We start from the raw sequence: 15,558 nt of genomic DNA on the forward strand, positions 1-15,558 counted from the left end.
CCTTGAAATGTACATATCCAAATGGATTGTTTAGACAAGAATCTCCTCTCATCACACAAATGCTAATTTCGGAATTTAATCTATTTGAACATGATTTTTAGTAAGACAAACATACGAGAAAAGAAAAGTAAGGACGAGATAATAATACATTCAAAACTTCAAACATTCATTATTCCAAAGAAAAATTCGGGATAACTCATGTTTTTCATGGGATTTATTTTACAATTACTCCATTTGCTACAAAACCCAAAGCTTTTTCTGGCTTTTTGATTTTGGCAATTTCTTCTTTGCTTTTCCCTGCATCTTCTGCATAATGTTTTAAATCAGCTACTGATGTGGTTTTTACTTTCGCCGTTCCGTCGATAACTACCGTTTTACCTGCAATGTCTTTTGGTACAAAAAAACCATAGTCTTTAAAAGTAACACGCATCGTTTGTCCGTCGTCTAGTTTTACTTTCATCCAGCAACCTTTTACTTGGCAAACTGATTCAACAACGCCCGAAACCTTAGCCGTAATTTCTTCTTTTCCATCTGCTTTTTTCAATAATTCAGTTGTAGGAATTGCGCCTTCTTCTGTAATTTCTTGTCCGAATTTACTTTGTGCATTGATTGAAAATGCTGCAAACATTAATGAAAATACAAGTATTAACTTTTTCATGTTTTCTATTTGTTTAATGAATTGTACAAATTTATTAAATTTCAATTACTTAAGTTTAAATCCTTGACGGTAAGTTAAAAATAAACCTTCGGAATGTTCAAACGAGTGATTATTCAAATCGAAATAAGGTTCAAACCTAAAAGTAAGCCATAAATTATCAATCAGTTTCCAGTCTTTCATAAATCTGAAAAACAATAGCTTACGTTCTTTTTCTAATTGATTTTGATTTCGGTAAACTCTTCCAACCGATTGGTACAAATCTCCACCCATTTCTGAACTATATCCACTTGATTGCCAGTAACTCAGCATCAAATTCATCACTTTTGTTTCAGCCAATAAATTTAAATAAATTCCTGAACCTTCTGAAAAGTATGGATTGTAGCCCGAATTTTGACGATAACCCAACCAATAATTCTGAGTTTTGATACTTTGAATAAAACCAATGGTTTTCAATTCAGCCTCTATTCCAAGCGCAACATTGGTATAAGTAACTACTTGATTGGTATCTTTTGAACTCGTTATTTGTCCGCCATGATGCAATAAAGTCAATTGAACAGGAAGAGAAAGCGTGAAATTTTTATGTTGAATCAAGCGTTTGTTCCAAGAAAAGCCTGCAAAGATTTTTTCCTGAAAATCAGAACCTTTATAAATCATTTGTTGCCAATCAATCCAACTATCAAAAAAGGTTTTTGAGGTACGTTTGGTGTATTGAAGTCCAAATTCTTGACGATTCAATATTACTCTTTCAAAATTCATCATTGGTTCTATCAAATGATGATTCAACTGACCATCTAAATTTCCAAACAAAAACTGCGAAGAATCTTTTTGAACTTTGATAGTAAAAATTGGTTGTACACTTGTGAACTTATCATTTCCGAAATCTTTCCAAGCATAAACTCCAGCTTCAATACTTACATTAGGTGCTGGCTGATAAATAAATTTTGGAGAAAATTGATTCCCAAAAAGTGTAAATCCATCGGCAATTTTCCCGAAGTATTCATTATTTTTCAAAAAACTAAAGCTATCGAATTGAAAATAAAGCTGTTGGTTTTTGGTGGAATCGATGTGCTGGAAAGTTTCCAGATGAGTATTGTTTAACTGAGCAAAGCTATACTGAGCAGTAAACAAAAAGAGGGCTAGGTTTATTTGAAAAAATCGTCTGAACATTTGTAAGCAAAGTACTTTAAATTGCTGAAAATTTGGTAATTTCACCATTAAAAATTTTGAATTCGGGTATTGAGTTCTACTAATCAATGACAGAAAAAAACTGGCTTTGATTCCCTATTGCTAATTGTTTCTCAACAAAATTTCAATAACTCAGCTTGATTCCCCGAATTAAAACCAAAATTTAACCTAAAAATCCAACATGGCAAAACAACAAGCGGAGGCAACAAATCCTGCCAACGAAAAATTAAAAGCATTACAAACAACGCTTGAAAAATTAGACAAAGCATACGGAAAAGGTACAGTAATGCGCTTGTCGGATAGTAAAGTACTTGACGTTCCCGTGATTTCAACAGGTTCATTAGGGCTAGATTTAGCACTTGGTGTAGGTGGAGTACCTCGTGGAAGAGTAATTGAAATCTACGGACCAGAATCTTCTGGTAAAACTACTTTAACAATGCACTGCATTGCAGAAGCACAAAAAGCAGGTGGTTTGGCCGCTTTTATTGATGCGGAACATGCTTTTGATAAAGGTTATGCTGAAAAACTAGGTATCGATACTGCGAATTTATTGATTTCACAACCTGATAGTGGTGAGCAAGCTTTGGAAATTGCTGAACAATTGATTTCATCAGGTGCGATTGATATTTGTGTAATTGACTCTGTGGCGGCTCTTGTTCCAAAGGCAGAACTAGAAGGCGATATGGGCGATTCTAAAATGGGTCTGCAAGCTCGTTTGATGTCGCAAGCTTTGCGTAAATTGACAGGTGTTATTAACAGAACTGGCTGTTGCTGTATTTTTATCAACCAATTGCGTGATAAAATCGGCGTAATGTTTGGTAGCCCAGAAACAACAACGGGTGGTAACGCCTTGAAATTCTATGCTTCTGTTCGTTTGGATATTCGTAGAATTGGTCAAATTAAAGACGGAGACAACGTAATTGGTAACCGTACTCGTGTAAAAGTTGTTAAAAACAAAGTTGCTCCTCCATTCAAGGTCGTTGAATTCGACATCATGTATGGCGAAGGAATTTCTAAAGCTGGTGAAGTACTTGATTTAGCCGTTGATATGGAAGTTGTGAAAAAATCAGGTTCATGGTTTAGCTATGGTACTAACCGTTTAGGACAAGGACGTGACGGCGTAAAAGAAATGCTAAAAGATAATCCAGATTTATTAGAAGAACTTGAAAATAAAATCAAGGAGAAAATCAAAGGCGACGAAAAAGCATTACTTGATACAAGTGAGCCTAATATCGCTGATGATGGCGAATTAGAATAAATTTCATTTTTTAGCCAAAACAGTCATTGTTTTGCATTAAAAAGGAGAAAATCAGCTGATTTTCTCCTTTTTTTTATTACTTTCAATGGAAATTCTAAATCGCACTTCATTTAACACTAACCATTGGAATGTCTGAACACAAAAAACGCAGAAAAGTAGAAATTTGTCATAACTGCCACACAATCTTAAAACCTGAAGATAATTTTTGTCCGAATTGTGGGCAAGAAAATCATGATTTGAAAGTACCAGTTAGTCACTTAATTTTTGAAGTAGTTGAAGGCTTCACCCATCTCGACACCAAATTATATAATACCCTTCGTGCTATTTTTTTGTATCCCGGTAAAATCACGAAAGACTTTCTGGAAGGTCGCCGTGGGCGCTATGTCCCTCCTATTCGCCTTTATTTTCTTGCGTCTTTTCTTTTTTTCTTACTCTTAGGCTTTATGATTGATACTGCTATTGAAAAAGGACAAAATGGCTTTTTTGATGGTGTGGTTGATGGCGTTTCTGAATCAAAAAGTAAGGCAGAAAAAGAAAATCAAAAAAGACTAAAGAACGCTAAGAAAGCCTTGAAGGAAATAAAATCATCAAGCGATACCAATGGCTTATATAAGGCTGAATACGAATTAAATGATGTAAAAAGTGATATTAAAGATTTAGAGAATCTGGATGAACAAACAAAAGATTTACAAAAGAAAACAAATAGCTGGATAGATTTCGTCAATATTGATGCTGATGAAATTTTGGATGAAATGAACATCCAAAATGACGATACTTTAAGAACATTAATAGAAAAGCTACCCGAACATCAACAACGACAAAGGTTAATTGCCATTCAAAAGCAAATCGTTTTAGATACTGTAAATACGGTAGAATTGAGTGATGTCAGTAACGAAATGAGTGAGTATTTTACAGAAACGATTGGCACAAAAAGCCAGTTAAAGTATGTATTAAGACTTCATTCCTTAAAAAATAATGCTTTGCTGAAAGTACAATATTTTCAGGATACTATTATTACCATAAAAGGAAGTGATGGAAGTGTCGAGAATAAAGCGTACAAACAGAGAATCTTAAAAATGTCTGATACTGAATTAGATAGTCTAATTACTCACAGAAAAAAAACTGGAAGAGCAAGTACAAATTTCATGGGATTTCTTGCATTAGAAAGAGGTTTTTTAAGAAATGTAACACATTATGAATTAGCTTTTGAAGAAGATGCTGAAACAGCAATTCAAGAGATTACTCATTTTGGAATTGGAGTATTCTCATTGATGATGTTCATTTTAATGCCGATTGTAGCAATTCTTTTGAAGTTTCTTTATAGCAAACGTTCGCATAGCTTTTTCACTTATCCTTTTAGAATTTTGCGTTACTTATGGGATTATTTCCTTTATCTTATTCGTTTTAGAAAAACCAGAAGGTATCAATATGTCCCTAATATTTTAGAAGGACATACTCGCTATTATTATGAACATCTTATTTTTTCTATTCACATTCACAGTGTGTTATTTTTAATGATTGTTATTTTTGTAGGTGGAGGCGTATTTTTTGGATACTGGAAAGAAGCTTTGTCTGCTACCATGTTAGGTTTTATTATTTATTTTATTGTAGCCTTGAAAGTGGTTTATCGTCAGCGACTATTCAAAACTATCTTTAAATCCTTCATTCTGTTTTTCCTTTATATCATCTCATTCTTTACAATTCTGAGTATTACAGGAGCTATTAAATTTGCCTTATCATAAAAACTAAAAGCGTTGAGATTTAAAATCTCAACGCTTTTAGTTTTTCTTTTCTCGAACCACTTGTAATTTAAATGGTGGATTATCGGAAGCATCTAGCAAAGAATTTACAACATTTTTAATTTTTGCAAAAAGACTTTTGGGTTTAGTCGTATCACCAGATGATTTGAAATCATTCATCACAAATTTGATTTTCAGCTTTCCTTTCGGATTATCTAACATCAAATTTTTATGTTTCAAAGGCATCAATTCAATGGGATTAACATCATCTGCCAAAGAATTGCTATAAAACGAACTGATTAATAATAAAGTCAAGAGTATATTTTTTTTCATAAGATTGAAGTTGAAGAGCTGAATTGTAGAACAAAAATACGATTTGACTGCTATTATACAAGGTAATTTAACAAAAAAAGCCCGAAGAAAATGTAAAGATTCTTCGGGCTTTTTGGTTATTTTTTCTAATTTTTAACTCTTACTCTGTTAAAATATTTATATAATTTCTGCATTGTTTTTTCTACTTCTTTGTCGGTTTCAAGCATGATACTGATTGTTTGTACTGCATGAATTACCGTACTGTGGTCTCTACCACCAAAATGGTACCCAATCGATTTTAAAGGTAAATTGGTAAATTCTTTCATTAAATACATCGCAATTTGACGAGGGAAAACCGTTTCTTTCTTACGGCTTTTACTTTTCAAATCCGACATATTTACATCAAAATGGCTTGTTACTGCATCTAAAATAGAATCAACCGTTACTTCTTTTTCATTATCAACTACAATATTTTTCAAAGTAGTTCTAGCCAAATCCATATCAATTTCCTTGCGATTCAAAGAAGCATGCGCCATCAGAGACACAATTACTCCTTCCATTTCACGAACGTTAGTATCGATACTGTGTGCTAAATATTCAATTACTTTATCTTCAATATAAATACCATCAGCTTGAAGTTTCTTCTGTAAAATCGCAATTCTTGTTTCAAAATCTGGTTGCTGTACATCTGCCGTTAAACCCCATTTAAAACGTGAAAGTAAACGATCTTGCATACCAGCCAATTCTCTTGGCGCTCTATCAGACGACATAATAATTTGCTTTCCTGATTGATGCAAGTGGTTAAAAATATGGAAGAATGATTCTTGTGTTTTTTCTTTTCCTGCTAAAAACTGTACATCATCAATAATTAAACAATCTACTTGCATATAAAAATTAGTAAATGCCTGTAGCGTATTATTTTTGATAGCGTTGATAAATTGATTACAGAATTTTTCGGAAGTAACATATAAAACAAACTTATTGGTTTGCGTATTTTTGATATAATTCCCGATTGCTTGAATCAAGTGTGTTTTTCCTAAACCTACACTTCCGTAAATCATCAATGGGTTGAATGAAGTAACACCTGGTCTTTGTGCTACCGCTAAACCCGCCGAACGCCCCAAACGGTTACAATCTCCTTCTACAAAATTATCGAAGGTGTAATGTGCGTTTAAATAAGAATCCAAATCTAAAGAATCCAAATCTTTTAATTGAAATGGACTTTCGTACAAAGTTGGTTCTGGTTTACGTTGTTGAGCTGTTACAGGAACAGATGATTTTTGGTTTGGGATATTATAAGTTATCGGTGGGTTTTTCTTGTCTCCTTTATCAACTATAATTGAGTATTCTAGCATTCCATTTTTTCCTAAAGTAAAATCAATTGCTTTACGAAGTACATGGATATAGTTTTCCTCAAGCCATTCATAAAAAAATTGGCTTGGCACCTGTATAGAAAGAGTTTGATTACTTACATTCAGGGGTATGATAGGTTCAAACCAAGTTTTAAAACTTTGTTCGTTGATATCGTTATGTATAATCTCAAGGCACTTTGACCAAACTTGCCTTGCTTGAAGTTGAGATGTTGAATGCATGTTATAATCTATATTGGCGGCTCAAGAAAAGCACTTTTACTAAATATTTGATTTTCAAACGATTAGCTATTTAGCTGAAAATCTATATTTCATTTCCCCAAAAGGATGGCAAAAATAGTGAATTTTCTTGGAGAGAAAAATCAATTTCGTTTCATTCTCAATTAAAATAATTTAAAAAATAATATACCAGCATTTTTCTTGGGATAATCCAACAAGATAAGCCTATTTGGTAACTTTCCTTGTTTTTTTGTTTTGAAAAGTCTAAATTCATAAATTTGACTAACTTTGAAAAGTTAAATATTTCAGAAAATACGATTATGGCGAATCAACTTTTTAATGAATTTCATTCTCATACAAAAGAGCAATGGAAACAACAGGCCGTCAAAGAATTAAAAGGTAAAAACTTCGACGAAATGATGGTCTGGAATATTGACAAGAATATCCAGATTGAACCATACTATGCTTTTGAAGAGATTGATTTTCAATCCACAAAAAACATACAACAAGCTCAAAACCAAAGAGTTAACTCCAATTGGAACTATCGAGAAATTGTTAGATATTCATCAGAAAAAGAGACTAATTCATTGATTTTCAAACTATTAAGACAGGGTGTTGATTCTTTTCTGATTGACTTAAGCGACGTGTTACTTTCTAATGTTGAAATTAAGAAATTGTTGCACAATTTCAAACTATCTGATACACCCTTTTTTTTTAAAGTAGAAAATCAAGCTTTAGATTTGGTAAATGAGTTACAAAAGTTCGCAACTTATCAGTGGAAAGGAGGAATAATTAACGATGCCTTTGGAAGATGGATGAACACTGGAAATTGGGATAAAAACCATTGGAAAGATACTGCCGAACTTATTAGAAAAGTACAAAATTCACCTCAATTCAAAGTACTCCATTTTTCTAGCCATCACTTCCATAATGCTGGAGCAAATGTGGCTCAAGAATTAGCCTTTGTATTAGCACAAGCCATTGAAACAATTGATAAATTGAGTCAAGAAGGAATAGAAGTAAAAGACATTCTTAAAAATATTGAATTTTCTATTTCAATTGGCACCAATTATTTTGCTGAAATTTCAAAACTAAGAGCCTTAAAATTTCTCTGGAAAAAAATACTTTTGGAGGCTTATGGATTCGATATTTCTTTGACAAATACTACTTCATTTCATTGCCAAACGTCTTCATATTATCATTCAGCAATTACGCCACACAGCAATTTATTGAGAACTACTACCGAAGCAATGTCTGCAATCATTGGTGGTTGTGATTCTATAAGTATTCTTTCTTTCGATAAAAATGATGAAAACACAGATGATTTTGGACAACGTATTGCCAGAAATATTTCTATTATTTTAAAAGAAGAAAGTTATTTCGATAAAGTAAGCGACCCATCGGCAGGTAGTTATTTTATCGAAAAATTGACGTTTGAAATTGCGGAAGAATCTTTAAAAATATTAGAAGAAGTAGAATCTTTAGAGGGAATAATGGAAGCCTTCAAAAAGGGTTTTATTCAAGAAAAAATAAGTGCTGAGAATATCAGGAAACAGGACGATTTACAGGCAAATAAATATGTCATGGTTGGTGTAAATAAATTCAGATTAGATGAAAAACCATTCATTAAAACCCTTGAAAGTACTTCTGCAGTACATTCTGATTGGGTATTATTACCAAACTTGCGTTTATCTGAAAGTTTTGAAATGTAAAAGAGCCAAGCCATGAGACCGAATATATCCAATATAAAACTAACGAAAGCAAGTAAAGAAGAAGAAAGCAAAACCTCTTCTGCTAAACAAAACTGGCGTTCACCAGAAGGAATTTCTGTAAAACCTTACTTTGCTTTTGATGATATAAAAGAAGCAGAACATCTTGGTTTTGGAGCTGGCTTATCTCCTTTTCTGAGAGGTCCTTATGCCACGATGTACACACAACAACCTTGGACAATTCGTCAATATGCTGGATTTTCTACGGCTGAAGAATCAAATGCTTTTTATCGTAAAAACTTAGCTGCTGGGCAAAAGGGGTTATCTGTCGCTTTTGATTTAGCAACGCATAGAGGTTATGATTCCGACCATCCAAGAGTAACTGGAGATGTTGGAAAAGCTGGAGTAGCGATTGATTCAGTTGAAGATATGAAAATACTTTTCGACCAAATTCCATTAGATGAAATGTCGGTTTCTATGACCATGAATGGCGCTGTTTTGCCCATTATGGCATTTTATATTGTTGCGGCTGAAGAACAAGGAGTTTCACCTGAAAAATTATCTGGAACAATTCAGAATGATATTTTAAAGGAATTTATGGTTCGGAATACTTATATCTATCCGCCAATTCCTTCTATGAGAATCATTGCAGATATTTTTGCTTATACAGCTGAAAATATGCCTAAATTCAATTCTATTTCTATTTCGGGCTACCACATGCAAGAAGCTGGAGCAACCGCAGATTTAGAATTAGCTTACACCTTAGCCGATGGATTGGAATATTTAAGAACGGGGATTCAAGCAGGATTGGATATTGATAATTTTGCTCCAAGATTATCGTTTTTCTGGGCAATTGGGATGAATCACTTTATGGAAATTGCAAAAATGCGTGCTGGGAGATTATTATGGGCAAAAATCGTTAAGAAATTTAACCCAAAAAACGATAAATCCTTGATGCTTAGAACTCATTGTCAAACTTCTGGTTGGTCGCTTACTGAACAAGACCCTTTCAATAACGTTACTCGTACTTGTATAGAAGCAATGGCGGCAACTTTAGGGCATACTCAAAGTTTGCATACCAATTCTTTGGATGAAGCAATTGCTTTACCAACAGACTTTTCTGCCAGAATTGCCCGTAATACACAATTATACATTCAGCATGAAACCAATATTACTAAAGTAATTGACCCTTGGGGTGGTTCATATTATGTTGAATATTTGACGCAAGAATTAGCCCAAAAAGCTTGGAAACTTATTGAAGAAGTAGAAGAATTGGGCGGAATGGCAAAAGCCATTGAAACTGGTTTACCAAAAATGAGAATCGAAGAAGCCGCCGCTAGAAAACAAGCTAGAATCGATTCTGGAAAAGATATTATCGTAGGTGTAAATCGTTTTAAAATTGACACAGAAACAGAATTAGAAGTAAGAGATGTTGATAATCAAGCGGTTAGACTTTCACAAATTGAAAGATTAAACAACATTAAAGCAAGTAGAAATAATATTGCAGTTCATGAAGCTCTAGAAAAATTGACTCTGTCGGCTAAAACTGGCGAAGGTAATTTACTTCAATTGGCTGTTGAAGCAGCAAGATTAAGAGCTACTTTAGGTGAAATCTCAGATGCTTTGGAGATTGTATTTAGCAGGCATAAAGCCATAATCCGCTCCATTTCAGGAGTATATTCAGCAGAAGTGACAGACGACGAAAATTTCAGAATTGCCCGAGAAATGGCAAATGAATTTGCTAATCTCGAAGGAAGACGACCAAGAATAATGGTCGCTAAAATGGGTCAGGACGGGCACGACCGTGGTGCAAAAGTAATTGCAACCAGTTTTGCCGATTTAGGTTTTGACGTAGATATTACACCACTCTTCCAAACGCCTGAAGAAGCAGCCAAACAAGCCATTGAGAATGATGTGCATGTAGTGGGAGCTTCAAGTTTAGCAGCTGGACATAAAACTTTAATTCCTCAATTAATTGAAGAACTCAAAAAATATGGTCGAGAAGACATTATGGTAATTGCTGGTGGAGTAATTCCTGCACAAGATTATCAATTTTTGTACGATGCAGGTGTTTCTGGTGTTTTTGGGCCGGGAACAGTAATTTCTATCGCTGCCCAGAAAATTTTAAAAGATTTGATGGAAGGTTAATAAAATTATGAGTTATGAATTTAAAATTATTATATTTCAATTTAAAACTTATAGAGTATAAAAAACATTTCAAATTCATAACTTATAATTCATAACAATTAATCATCCTCCTACTTTTTTAGCTTTATAACCTGCTGTAATTAAGAAATTTAAAATTTTCTCTCTAAAATCTCCTTGAATTAAAATCTCTCCATCTTTAGCTGAACCGCCACAACCACAAAGATTTTTCAGTTTTTTCGATAAAATTTCTAAATCATCATTGCTACCGACAAAGCCAGAAATAAGCGTCACTTGCTTTCCAGCACGAGCTTTTTTATCTAATTGAACTTTCAAGTTCTGTTTGTTGGGTTCTAATGTTGTTACTTCTCCATCATTTTCAAAAGCATAATCAAAATCTGGATTGGTAGAGTACACTACTCCTAATGGTATTTTTTTATTTTTAGACATAACCAATTACTTTTAAAGCTTTGGGTTTCAAGGTAATTTTCAAAACATTCGTTGATAATTGTAAAGGTTCTCCATCGTAATGTATCAATAAATCTTCTTCAGCTTTCAAAATAAATTCTGTATCAGATGCTGTTTCGATATACCTTGAATTTGGTAACGTTCCTCTAAACAAACGAACTCCAATAATCGGAGCAGCACCAAATGGAAAAGGCTTCAATACTACCATCTCGATTAAACCATCATCAATTTTTGACTTGGGCGAAATCATAGCATTATTACCATATTGCGTAGCATTGGCAAAAGTAATAGAAAACGCATTTTTGATTTCAACACTTTGTTGAGATTCAAGATGATACGATTCTGGTTTATAAGTTCTGAATGATTTTAAAGACATTTTCGCATAAGTCTTCAAGCCTCTTGAATCTTGCTGTGCAAATTCATTGGCTACAAAAGCATCAAACCCTACTCCTGCTGTACAAAAAAATGGAATCTCATTCAAAAAACAGACATCTATAGATGATACATTAGAAGAAAGTGCAAACTGAATGGCTTTATCAATTTTTAAAGGAATTTTCAGATGTCTGGCCAAACCATTTCCTGAACCAATCGGAACAATTCCTAAGGCTGTTTCTGAATCTACTAAACCACGTGCTACTTCATTTACTGTTCCGTCTCCGCCAACTGCAATAATTTTAACAATACCTTCTCTAACTGCTTGTTGGGCAATCTCTGTGGCATGTCCACTATATTCCGTAAAAAACAGTTTAGCATTTGCTTGTTTTCCGACCAGACTAGTAATTTTATTTTTTTGTGCGGGTGTAGTAGTTCCCGACTTAGGATTCATCACAAACCAAACCATATCAGCTAAAAAAGATAAACATCAATATTATCATAATTACGAACGACAAGTACATCATTCCGTCAACTAAATAATAATCTTTGTATTTTTCGTAAAACTCTTTGAATTTCATAAGCAGCAAACTCTTCATCAAGAGTATTTAAACATATTCTTATATTTGGATAAGAATTAAATATATATTCAAATTTACATAAAAATTAAGGGATGAAAAAATTACTCTTGCTTTCATTAACATTCTTCTCATTGAATGTGTTCGCTCAAACGGGCAAAGACAGACAAATAATTCTGAATATTTTGGATACTCAGACCAAAGCATGGAACAGCGGCGACGTTGAAAAGTTCATGAATGGCTATTGGGTTTCAGATTCACTGATGTACATTGGCAAAAGTGGCGTAAAATATGGTTACCAAGGAACTTTGGACAGTTATCGGAAAAACTATCCAGACAAAGCCACAATGGGCACGTTGAAATTTGATATTATCAAAGTCAATTTTATTGCCAAAGATGCTTGCTTTGTTGTTGGCAAATGGCATTTAACTCGTCCTGAAAAAGGAGATATTGGCGGGCACTACACTTTACTTTGGCGAAAAATAAAAGGACAATGGGTAATTGTTGCCGACCATTCATCTTAAATAGCTTAAAGCTATGAGAAGTGAGTTTTGAGATTTACAAGATTTTTAAATTAGAATAAATTTCAAAGCACATTCTTCAAAATTCATTATTAATATTTTATTACTTTTTGAAATAAGTGAAGGTTTAAAATTGGAGAGAATTTGTCGTAATTTCGTCCTTATTTTAAGTAAAATCACAAAGATTAATTATACAATGATTCAACTCGGAACTGTTTACCGTCATAAGTTTTCTTTCACACAAGAAGATGTTATTTTATTTGCAAAAGTATCTGGAGATAATAATCCTCTTCATCTGGATGCTGAATTTGCTGCAACCACTGCATTTAAGCGTCCGATTATTCACGGAGCATTGGCTTCAAGTGTTTTTTCTAAAATTATGGGAACAGAATTTCCAGGTTTCGGAAGTGTTTATCTAAAACAGGTTTCAGACTACAAACGTCCAATGTTTGTGAATAATGAATATGAAGCAGTATTTACTGTAACATCAATCAATGCTGATAAGCATACTGCCGAAATTTCAACTGAGATTTTTGATGTTCAAACTGGAAAGAAAACTACTGAAGGTTCGGCTACGATAATGAACAAAGAAGAGTTTTAGTCTAAAAAATAAAAAGGCTCAAAATACTTTGAGCCTTTTTATAAAATCTTTAACTATTTAGCATTATTTCGCTGCATTGTTTTTTATCTCTTGAACTTCTGTACGGATTTCTTGAGCTAAAGTTTTCAATTCTTGCATACCACCTCTAACTCGAGTACCAGCAGCTTGATTGCCTTTGTCATAAAATTTCTCGAAATCTCCTTCTAAGGACAAAATTAAGTCCTTCACTTCTGCAAATCTGTTCATAATAGAAACTGGATTTAAGTTGATAATTGGTTGAAAAAGCCTTTAATAGCGTTGAGACGCATTTTTTGTGTCCGAAATATAGCTATTTTATTACATCTTACAAATCCAAGCAACAAATTTTAAGCGAAATAAGTCAAAAACCTATATAAATTATGCTAATTCTGCTTGCTGAGCTAAAAATTCTTCAGCAATTCTGCGATAAGTACCGTCTTGTAAGCGTTGCTGTACTTTTTCGAAACAATCTAAGGTATAAGCTACATCTTCCAAAGTATGTGAAGCTGTAGGAATAATTCTCAACATAATTTGTCCTTTAGGAACAACTGGATATGTTACTATTGAGCAAAATACACCCATATTTTCACGCATGTCACGTACAAGTGCAGTAACGTGCGAAAGTTCATAATCGCCATGTAAGAAGATTGGCGTTACTGGTGAAGTAGTTTCACCAACATCAAATCCTTTTGCTTTAAATCCTGTTTGGATAGCTCTTACATTTTCCCACAATTTCTCACGTAATTCTGGGTGTTTTTTGATTAATTCCAAACGTTTCATCCCACCTACAACAAAAGGCATTGGTAATGCTTTTGCATAAATTTGTGAACGCATGTTGTATTTCAAGAACATTACGATTTCTTTGCTTGCTGCAATAAAAGCACCAATTGATGCCATTGATTTTGCAAAAGTAGAGAAGTACAAATCTATTCCATCAATACAATTCAATTCTTCGTGTACTCCACGACCGTTTGGTCCCATTGTTCCAAATCCGTGTGCATCATCCACTAAAATTCTGAAATTGAAATCTTCTTTCATTTTCACAATTTCATCTAAAGAACCTACTTTACCCGACATTCCGAAAACACCTTCAGTAATTACCAAAATACCTCCGCCTGTTTCAGCAACTTTTTTGGTAGCTCTCTCTAAGTTTTTACGCAAAGAATCCATGTCGTTGTGATTAAACTTATAATAATCACCCATTTTAGCTTTGTGTAAACGAATACCATCAATCAAACATGCGTGAGCCTCAGCGTCATAAACAATAATATCGTTACGGTCGCAAATACACTCAATTACTGACATTACTCCTTGGTAACCAAAGTTCAATAAAAAGGCATCTTCTTTTCCAACAAATTCAGCTAATTGAGCTTCAAATTCTTCATGTAAATCTGAATTACCTGACATCATTCTAGCTCCCATCGGATAAGCCAAACCATAATCTTGAGTCCCTTTATTATCAGCTTCACGCACTTCAGGATGATTCGCCAAACCTAGGTAATTGTTTAATGACCAGTTTAACATTTCTTTACCCATGAAGGTCATTCTTGGTCCTAACTCTCCTGTTAATTTAGGAAAAGTAAAGTAGTGATGAGAATAATGAGCATGGGCACCGATAGGTCCCAGACCTTTGCTGACTTTATCGAAAATATCCACTTTTATTTGTGTTTAATGATTAAAACTAAATATGTCTTCAAGGAAAACTAAAAACATTTTCTTTGAATTCAATTACAAAATATTTCGCTGTCTAAATAATATTATATATTTCAAGAGAAAAACATTTTATAATCTTTAAATAATCACAAAGTTAAGGTATTATTTTCTTTCTGCAAAAATGTGCCAACATTAAGTGCTATTTCATTTGTATTCAACAATTCATTGATATTTTCTAGTAATATTTCAAGAACTTATTCATTTTGAAGTAAAATATCGATTGTTATTATTATATTCATTACAGCTAATGTTTAGAGTAGTCAAATTTTTGTAAAATTTTTAGAGTCTATCTTCTTAAAAAAATACAATAATGATATGAAAAACTCGCAAAACTTATACGATGTAAGCAACGAAGTGGATATAATTGACTTCTTGGTTGATAACAATGCCATGATAAAAGACTTTAGTAGAAGTCAGCTATCATGGTTTTTTGTGGGTGAAAGCTTTCACGTCATTTTATATTTAGCAGAAGGAGACAAACCAAAATTTGAACGCTTCATCATTGATCGTTTCGCAGAAAATATGAATGATATGATTCATCTGTGGAATCATTTTGACAAAAGAATCCAAAATTGCCAAGAAACAAGAGTATTGAAATTAGCCAAAAACAAAGTACATGACTTAATCGCCATGTCTGAAACTTTCAGAGCTTTGTTTAATAGAGAAGATTTTGAAGAAGAGTAAAATAAGCT

General features: G+C 33.3%; 15 protein-coding genes. 7 read left to right on the top strand and 8 right to left on the bottom strand.

What is annotated here, in order from left to right; translation table 11 throughout:
• Positions 1-214: 214 nt before the first annotated feature.
• Together VB798_RS23520 and VB798_RS23525 are read right to left on the bottom strand one after the other, a co-directional pair.
• Positions 215-658: a DUF4920 domain-containing protein gene (locus VB798_RS23520; protein WP_323689688.1), complete on the bottom strand. Its 444-nt coding sequence runs from the start codon at positions 656-658 to the stop codon at positions 215-217.
• 45 nt (positions 659-703) lie between these two features.
• Entirely contained in the window at positions 704-1,873 is a 1,170-nt protein-coding gene (locus VB798_RS23525) for a hypothetical protein (protein ID WP_323689689.1), read from the bottom strand.
• 151 nt (positions 1,874-2,024) lie between these two features.
• Between VB798_RS23525 and recA the strand changes: the two genes are divergently transcribed.
• Positions 2,025-3,101 (top strand): recombinase RecA, encoded by a 1,077-nt coding sequence (recA, locus tag VB798_RS23530; protein WP_323689690.1) that lies wholly within the window; start codon positions 2,025-2,027, stop codon positions 3,099-3,101.
• A gap of 128 nt (positions 3,102-3,229) precedes the next feature.
• Positions 3,230-4,843: a DUF3667 domain-containing protein gene (locus VB798_RS23535; protein ID WP_323689691.1), complete on the top strand. Its 1,614-nt coding sequence runs from the start codon at positions 3,230-3,232 to the stop codon at positions 4,841-4,843.
• 36 nt (positions 4,844-4,879) lie between these two features.
• Here the strand turns inward: VB798_RS23535 and VB798_RS23540 are convergent, their stop codons facing one another.
• Together VB798_RS23540 and dnaA are read right to left on the bottom strand one after the other, a co-directional pair.
• Positions 4,880-5,173: a hypothetical protein gene (locus tag VB798_RS23540; protein ID WP_323689692.1), complete on the bottom strand. Its 294-nt coding sequence runs from the start codon at positions 5,171-5,173 to the stop codon at positions 4,880-4,882.
• A gap of 125 nt (positions 5,174-5,298) precedes the next feature.
• Entirely contained in the window at positions 5,299-6,744 is a 1,446-nt protein-coding gene (dnaA, locus tag VB798_RS23545; RefSeq protein ID WP_323689693.1) for a chromosomal replication initiator protein DnaA, read from the bottom strand.
• A 317-nt stretch (positions 6,745-7,061) separates the two neighbouring features.
• Here dnaA and VB798_RS23550 point away from each other — a divergent pair, with 317 nt between their 5' ends.
• A complete protein-coding gene (locus tag VB798_RS23550) occupies positions 7,062-8,453 on the top strand; it encodes a methylmalonyl-CoA mutase family protein (RefSeq protein WP_323689694.1) in 1,392 nt (463 codons plus the stop codon).
• Between the two features lie 12 nt (positions 8,454-8,465).
• Positions 8,466-10,598: a methylmalonyl-CoA mutase gene (gene scpA, locus VB798_RS23555; protein ID WP_323689695.1), complete on the top strand. Its 2,133-nt coding sequence runs from the start codon at positions 8,466-8,468 to the stop codon at positions 10,596-10,598.
• 102 nt (positions 10,599-10,700) lie between these two features.
• Here scpA and VB798_RS23560 read toward each other — a convergent pair whose 3' ends face one another.
• On the bottom strand, positions 10,701-11,045 hold the full coding sequence (locus tag VB798_RS23560; protein ID WP_323689696.1) for a translation initiation factor: 345 nt from the start codon (positions 11,043-11,045) through the stop codon (positions 10,701-10,703).
• Positions 11,038-11,889, bottom strand: a complete 852-nt coding sequence (locus VB798_RS23565) for a diacylglycerol/lipid kinase family protein (RefSeq protein WP_323689697.1) — start codon at positions 11,887-11,889, stop codon at positions 11,038-11,040. Before VB798_RS23565 ends, VB798_RS23560 begins: the two co-directional genes overlap by 8 nt.
• A gap of 219 nt (positions 11,890-12,108) precedes the next feature.
• Here VB798_RS23565 and VB798_RS23570 point away from each other — a divergent pair, with 219 nt between their 5' ends.
• Together VB798_RS23570 and VB798_RS23575 are read left to right on the top strand one after the other, a co-directional pair.
• Complete coding sequence (locus VB798_RS23570; protein ID WP_323689698.1) at positions 12,109-12,537, top strand: YybH family protein; 429 nt, start codon at positions 12,109-12,111, stop codon at positions 12,535-12,537.
• Between the two features lie 193 nt (positions 12,538-12,730).
• Positions 12,731-13,135, top strand: coding sequence for a MaoC family dehydratase (locus VB798_RS23575; protein WP_323689699.1), 405 nt, complete (start codon positions 12,731-12,733; stop codon positions 13,133-13,135).
• Positions 13,136-13,198: 63 nt separating this feature from the next.
• Here the strand turns inward: VB798_RS23575 and VB798_RS23580 are convergent, their stop codons facing one another.
• Positions 13,199-13,381 (bottom strand): histone H1, encoded by a 183-nt coding sequence (locus VB798_RS23580; protein ID WP_184137647.1) that lies wholly within the window; start codon positions 13,379-13,381, stop codon positions 13,199-13,201.
• A 150-nt stretch (positions 13,382-13,531) separates the two neighbouring features.
• Positions 13,532-14,809: an aminotransferase class I/II-fold pyridoxal phosphate-dependent enzyme gene (locus VB798_RS23585; RefSeq protein ID WP_323689700.1), complete on the bottom strand. Its 1,278-nt coding sequence runs from the start codon at positions 14,807-14,809 to the stop codon at positions 13,532-13,534.
• Positions 14,810-15,181: 372 nt separating this feature from the next.
• On the opposite strand from VB798_RS23585, the gene VB798_RS23590 reads away from it, so the two are divergent.
• Entirely contained in the window at positions 15,182-15,550 is a 369-nt protein-coding gene (locus VB798_RS23590) for a hypothetical protein (protein WP_323689701.1), read from the top strand.
• The last annotated feature ends 8 nt before the right edge of the window (positions 15,551-15,558 follow it).

It is taken from the genome of Arcicella lustrica (genome assembly GCF_034930985.1).
Classification (GTDB): domain Bacteria; phylum Bacteroidota; class Bacteroidia; order Cytophagales; family Spirosomataceae; genus Arcicella; species Arcicella lustrica.

Excerpts from the sequence above, each read along its gene's own strand:
- VB798_RS23520 (WP_323689688.1), bottom strand. The coding sequence starts at position 658 with ATGAAAAAGTTAATACTTGTATTTTCATTAATGTTTGCAGCATTTTCA.
- VB798_RS23525 (WP_323689689.1), bottom strand. The coding sequence starts at position 1,873 with ATGGTGAAATTACCAAATTTTCAGCAATTTAAAGTACTTTGCTTACAA.
- recA (WP_323689690.1), top strand. The coding sequence starts at position 2,025 with ATGGCAAAACAACAAGCGGAGGCAACAAATCCTGCCAACGAAAAATTA.
- VB798_RS23535 (WP_323689691.1), top strand. The coding sequence starts at position 3,230 with ATGTCTGAACACAAAAAACGCAGAAAAGTAGAAATTTGTCATAACTGC.
- VB798_RS23540 (WP_323689692.1), bottom strand. The coding sequence starts at position 5,173 with ATGAAAAAAAATATACTCTTGACTTTATTATTAATCAGTTCGTTTTAT.
- dnaA (WP_323689693.1), bottom strand. The coding sequence starts at position 6,744 with ATGCATTCAACATCTCAACTTCAAGCAAGGCAAGTTTGGTCAAAGTGC.
- VB798_RS23550 (WP_323689694.1), top strand. The coding sequence starts at position 7,062 with ATGGCGAATCAACTTTTTAATGAATTTCATTCTCATACAAAAGAGCAA.
- scpA (WP_323689695.1), top strand. The coding sequence starts at position 8,466 with ATGAGACCGAATATATCCAATATAAAACTAACGAAAGCAAGTAAAGAA.
- VB798_RS23560 (WP_323689696.1), bottom strand. The coding sequence starts at position 11,045 with ATGTCTAAAAATAAAAAAATACCATTAGGAGTAGTGTACTCTACCAAT.
- VB798_RS23565 (WP_323689697.1), bottom strand. The coding sequence starts at position 11,889 with ATGAATCCTAAGTCGGGAACTACTACACCCGCACAAAAAAATAAAATT.
- VB798_RS23570 (WP_323689698.1), top strand. The coding sequence starts at position 12,109 with ATGAAAAAATTACTCTTGCTTTCATTAACATTCTTCTCATTGAATGTG.
- VB798_RS23575 (WP_323689699.1), top strand. The coding sequence starts at position 12,731 with ATGATTCAACTCGGAACTGTTTACCGTCATAAGTTTTCTTTCACACAA.
- VB798_RS23580 (WP_184137647.1), bottom strand. The coding sequence starts at position 13,381 with ATGAACAGATTTGCAGAAGTGAAGGACTTAATTTTGTCCTTAGAAGGA.
- VB798_RS23590 (WP_323689701.1), top strand. The coding sequence starts at position 15,182 with ATGAAAAACTCGCAAAACTTATACGATGTAAGCAACGAAGTGGATATA.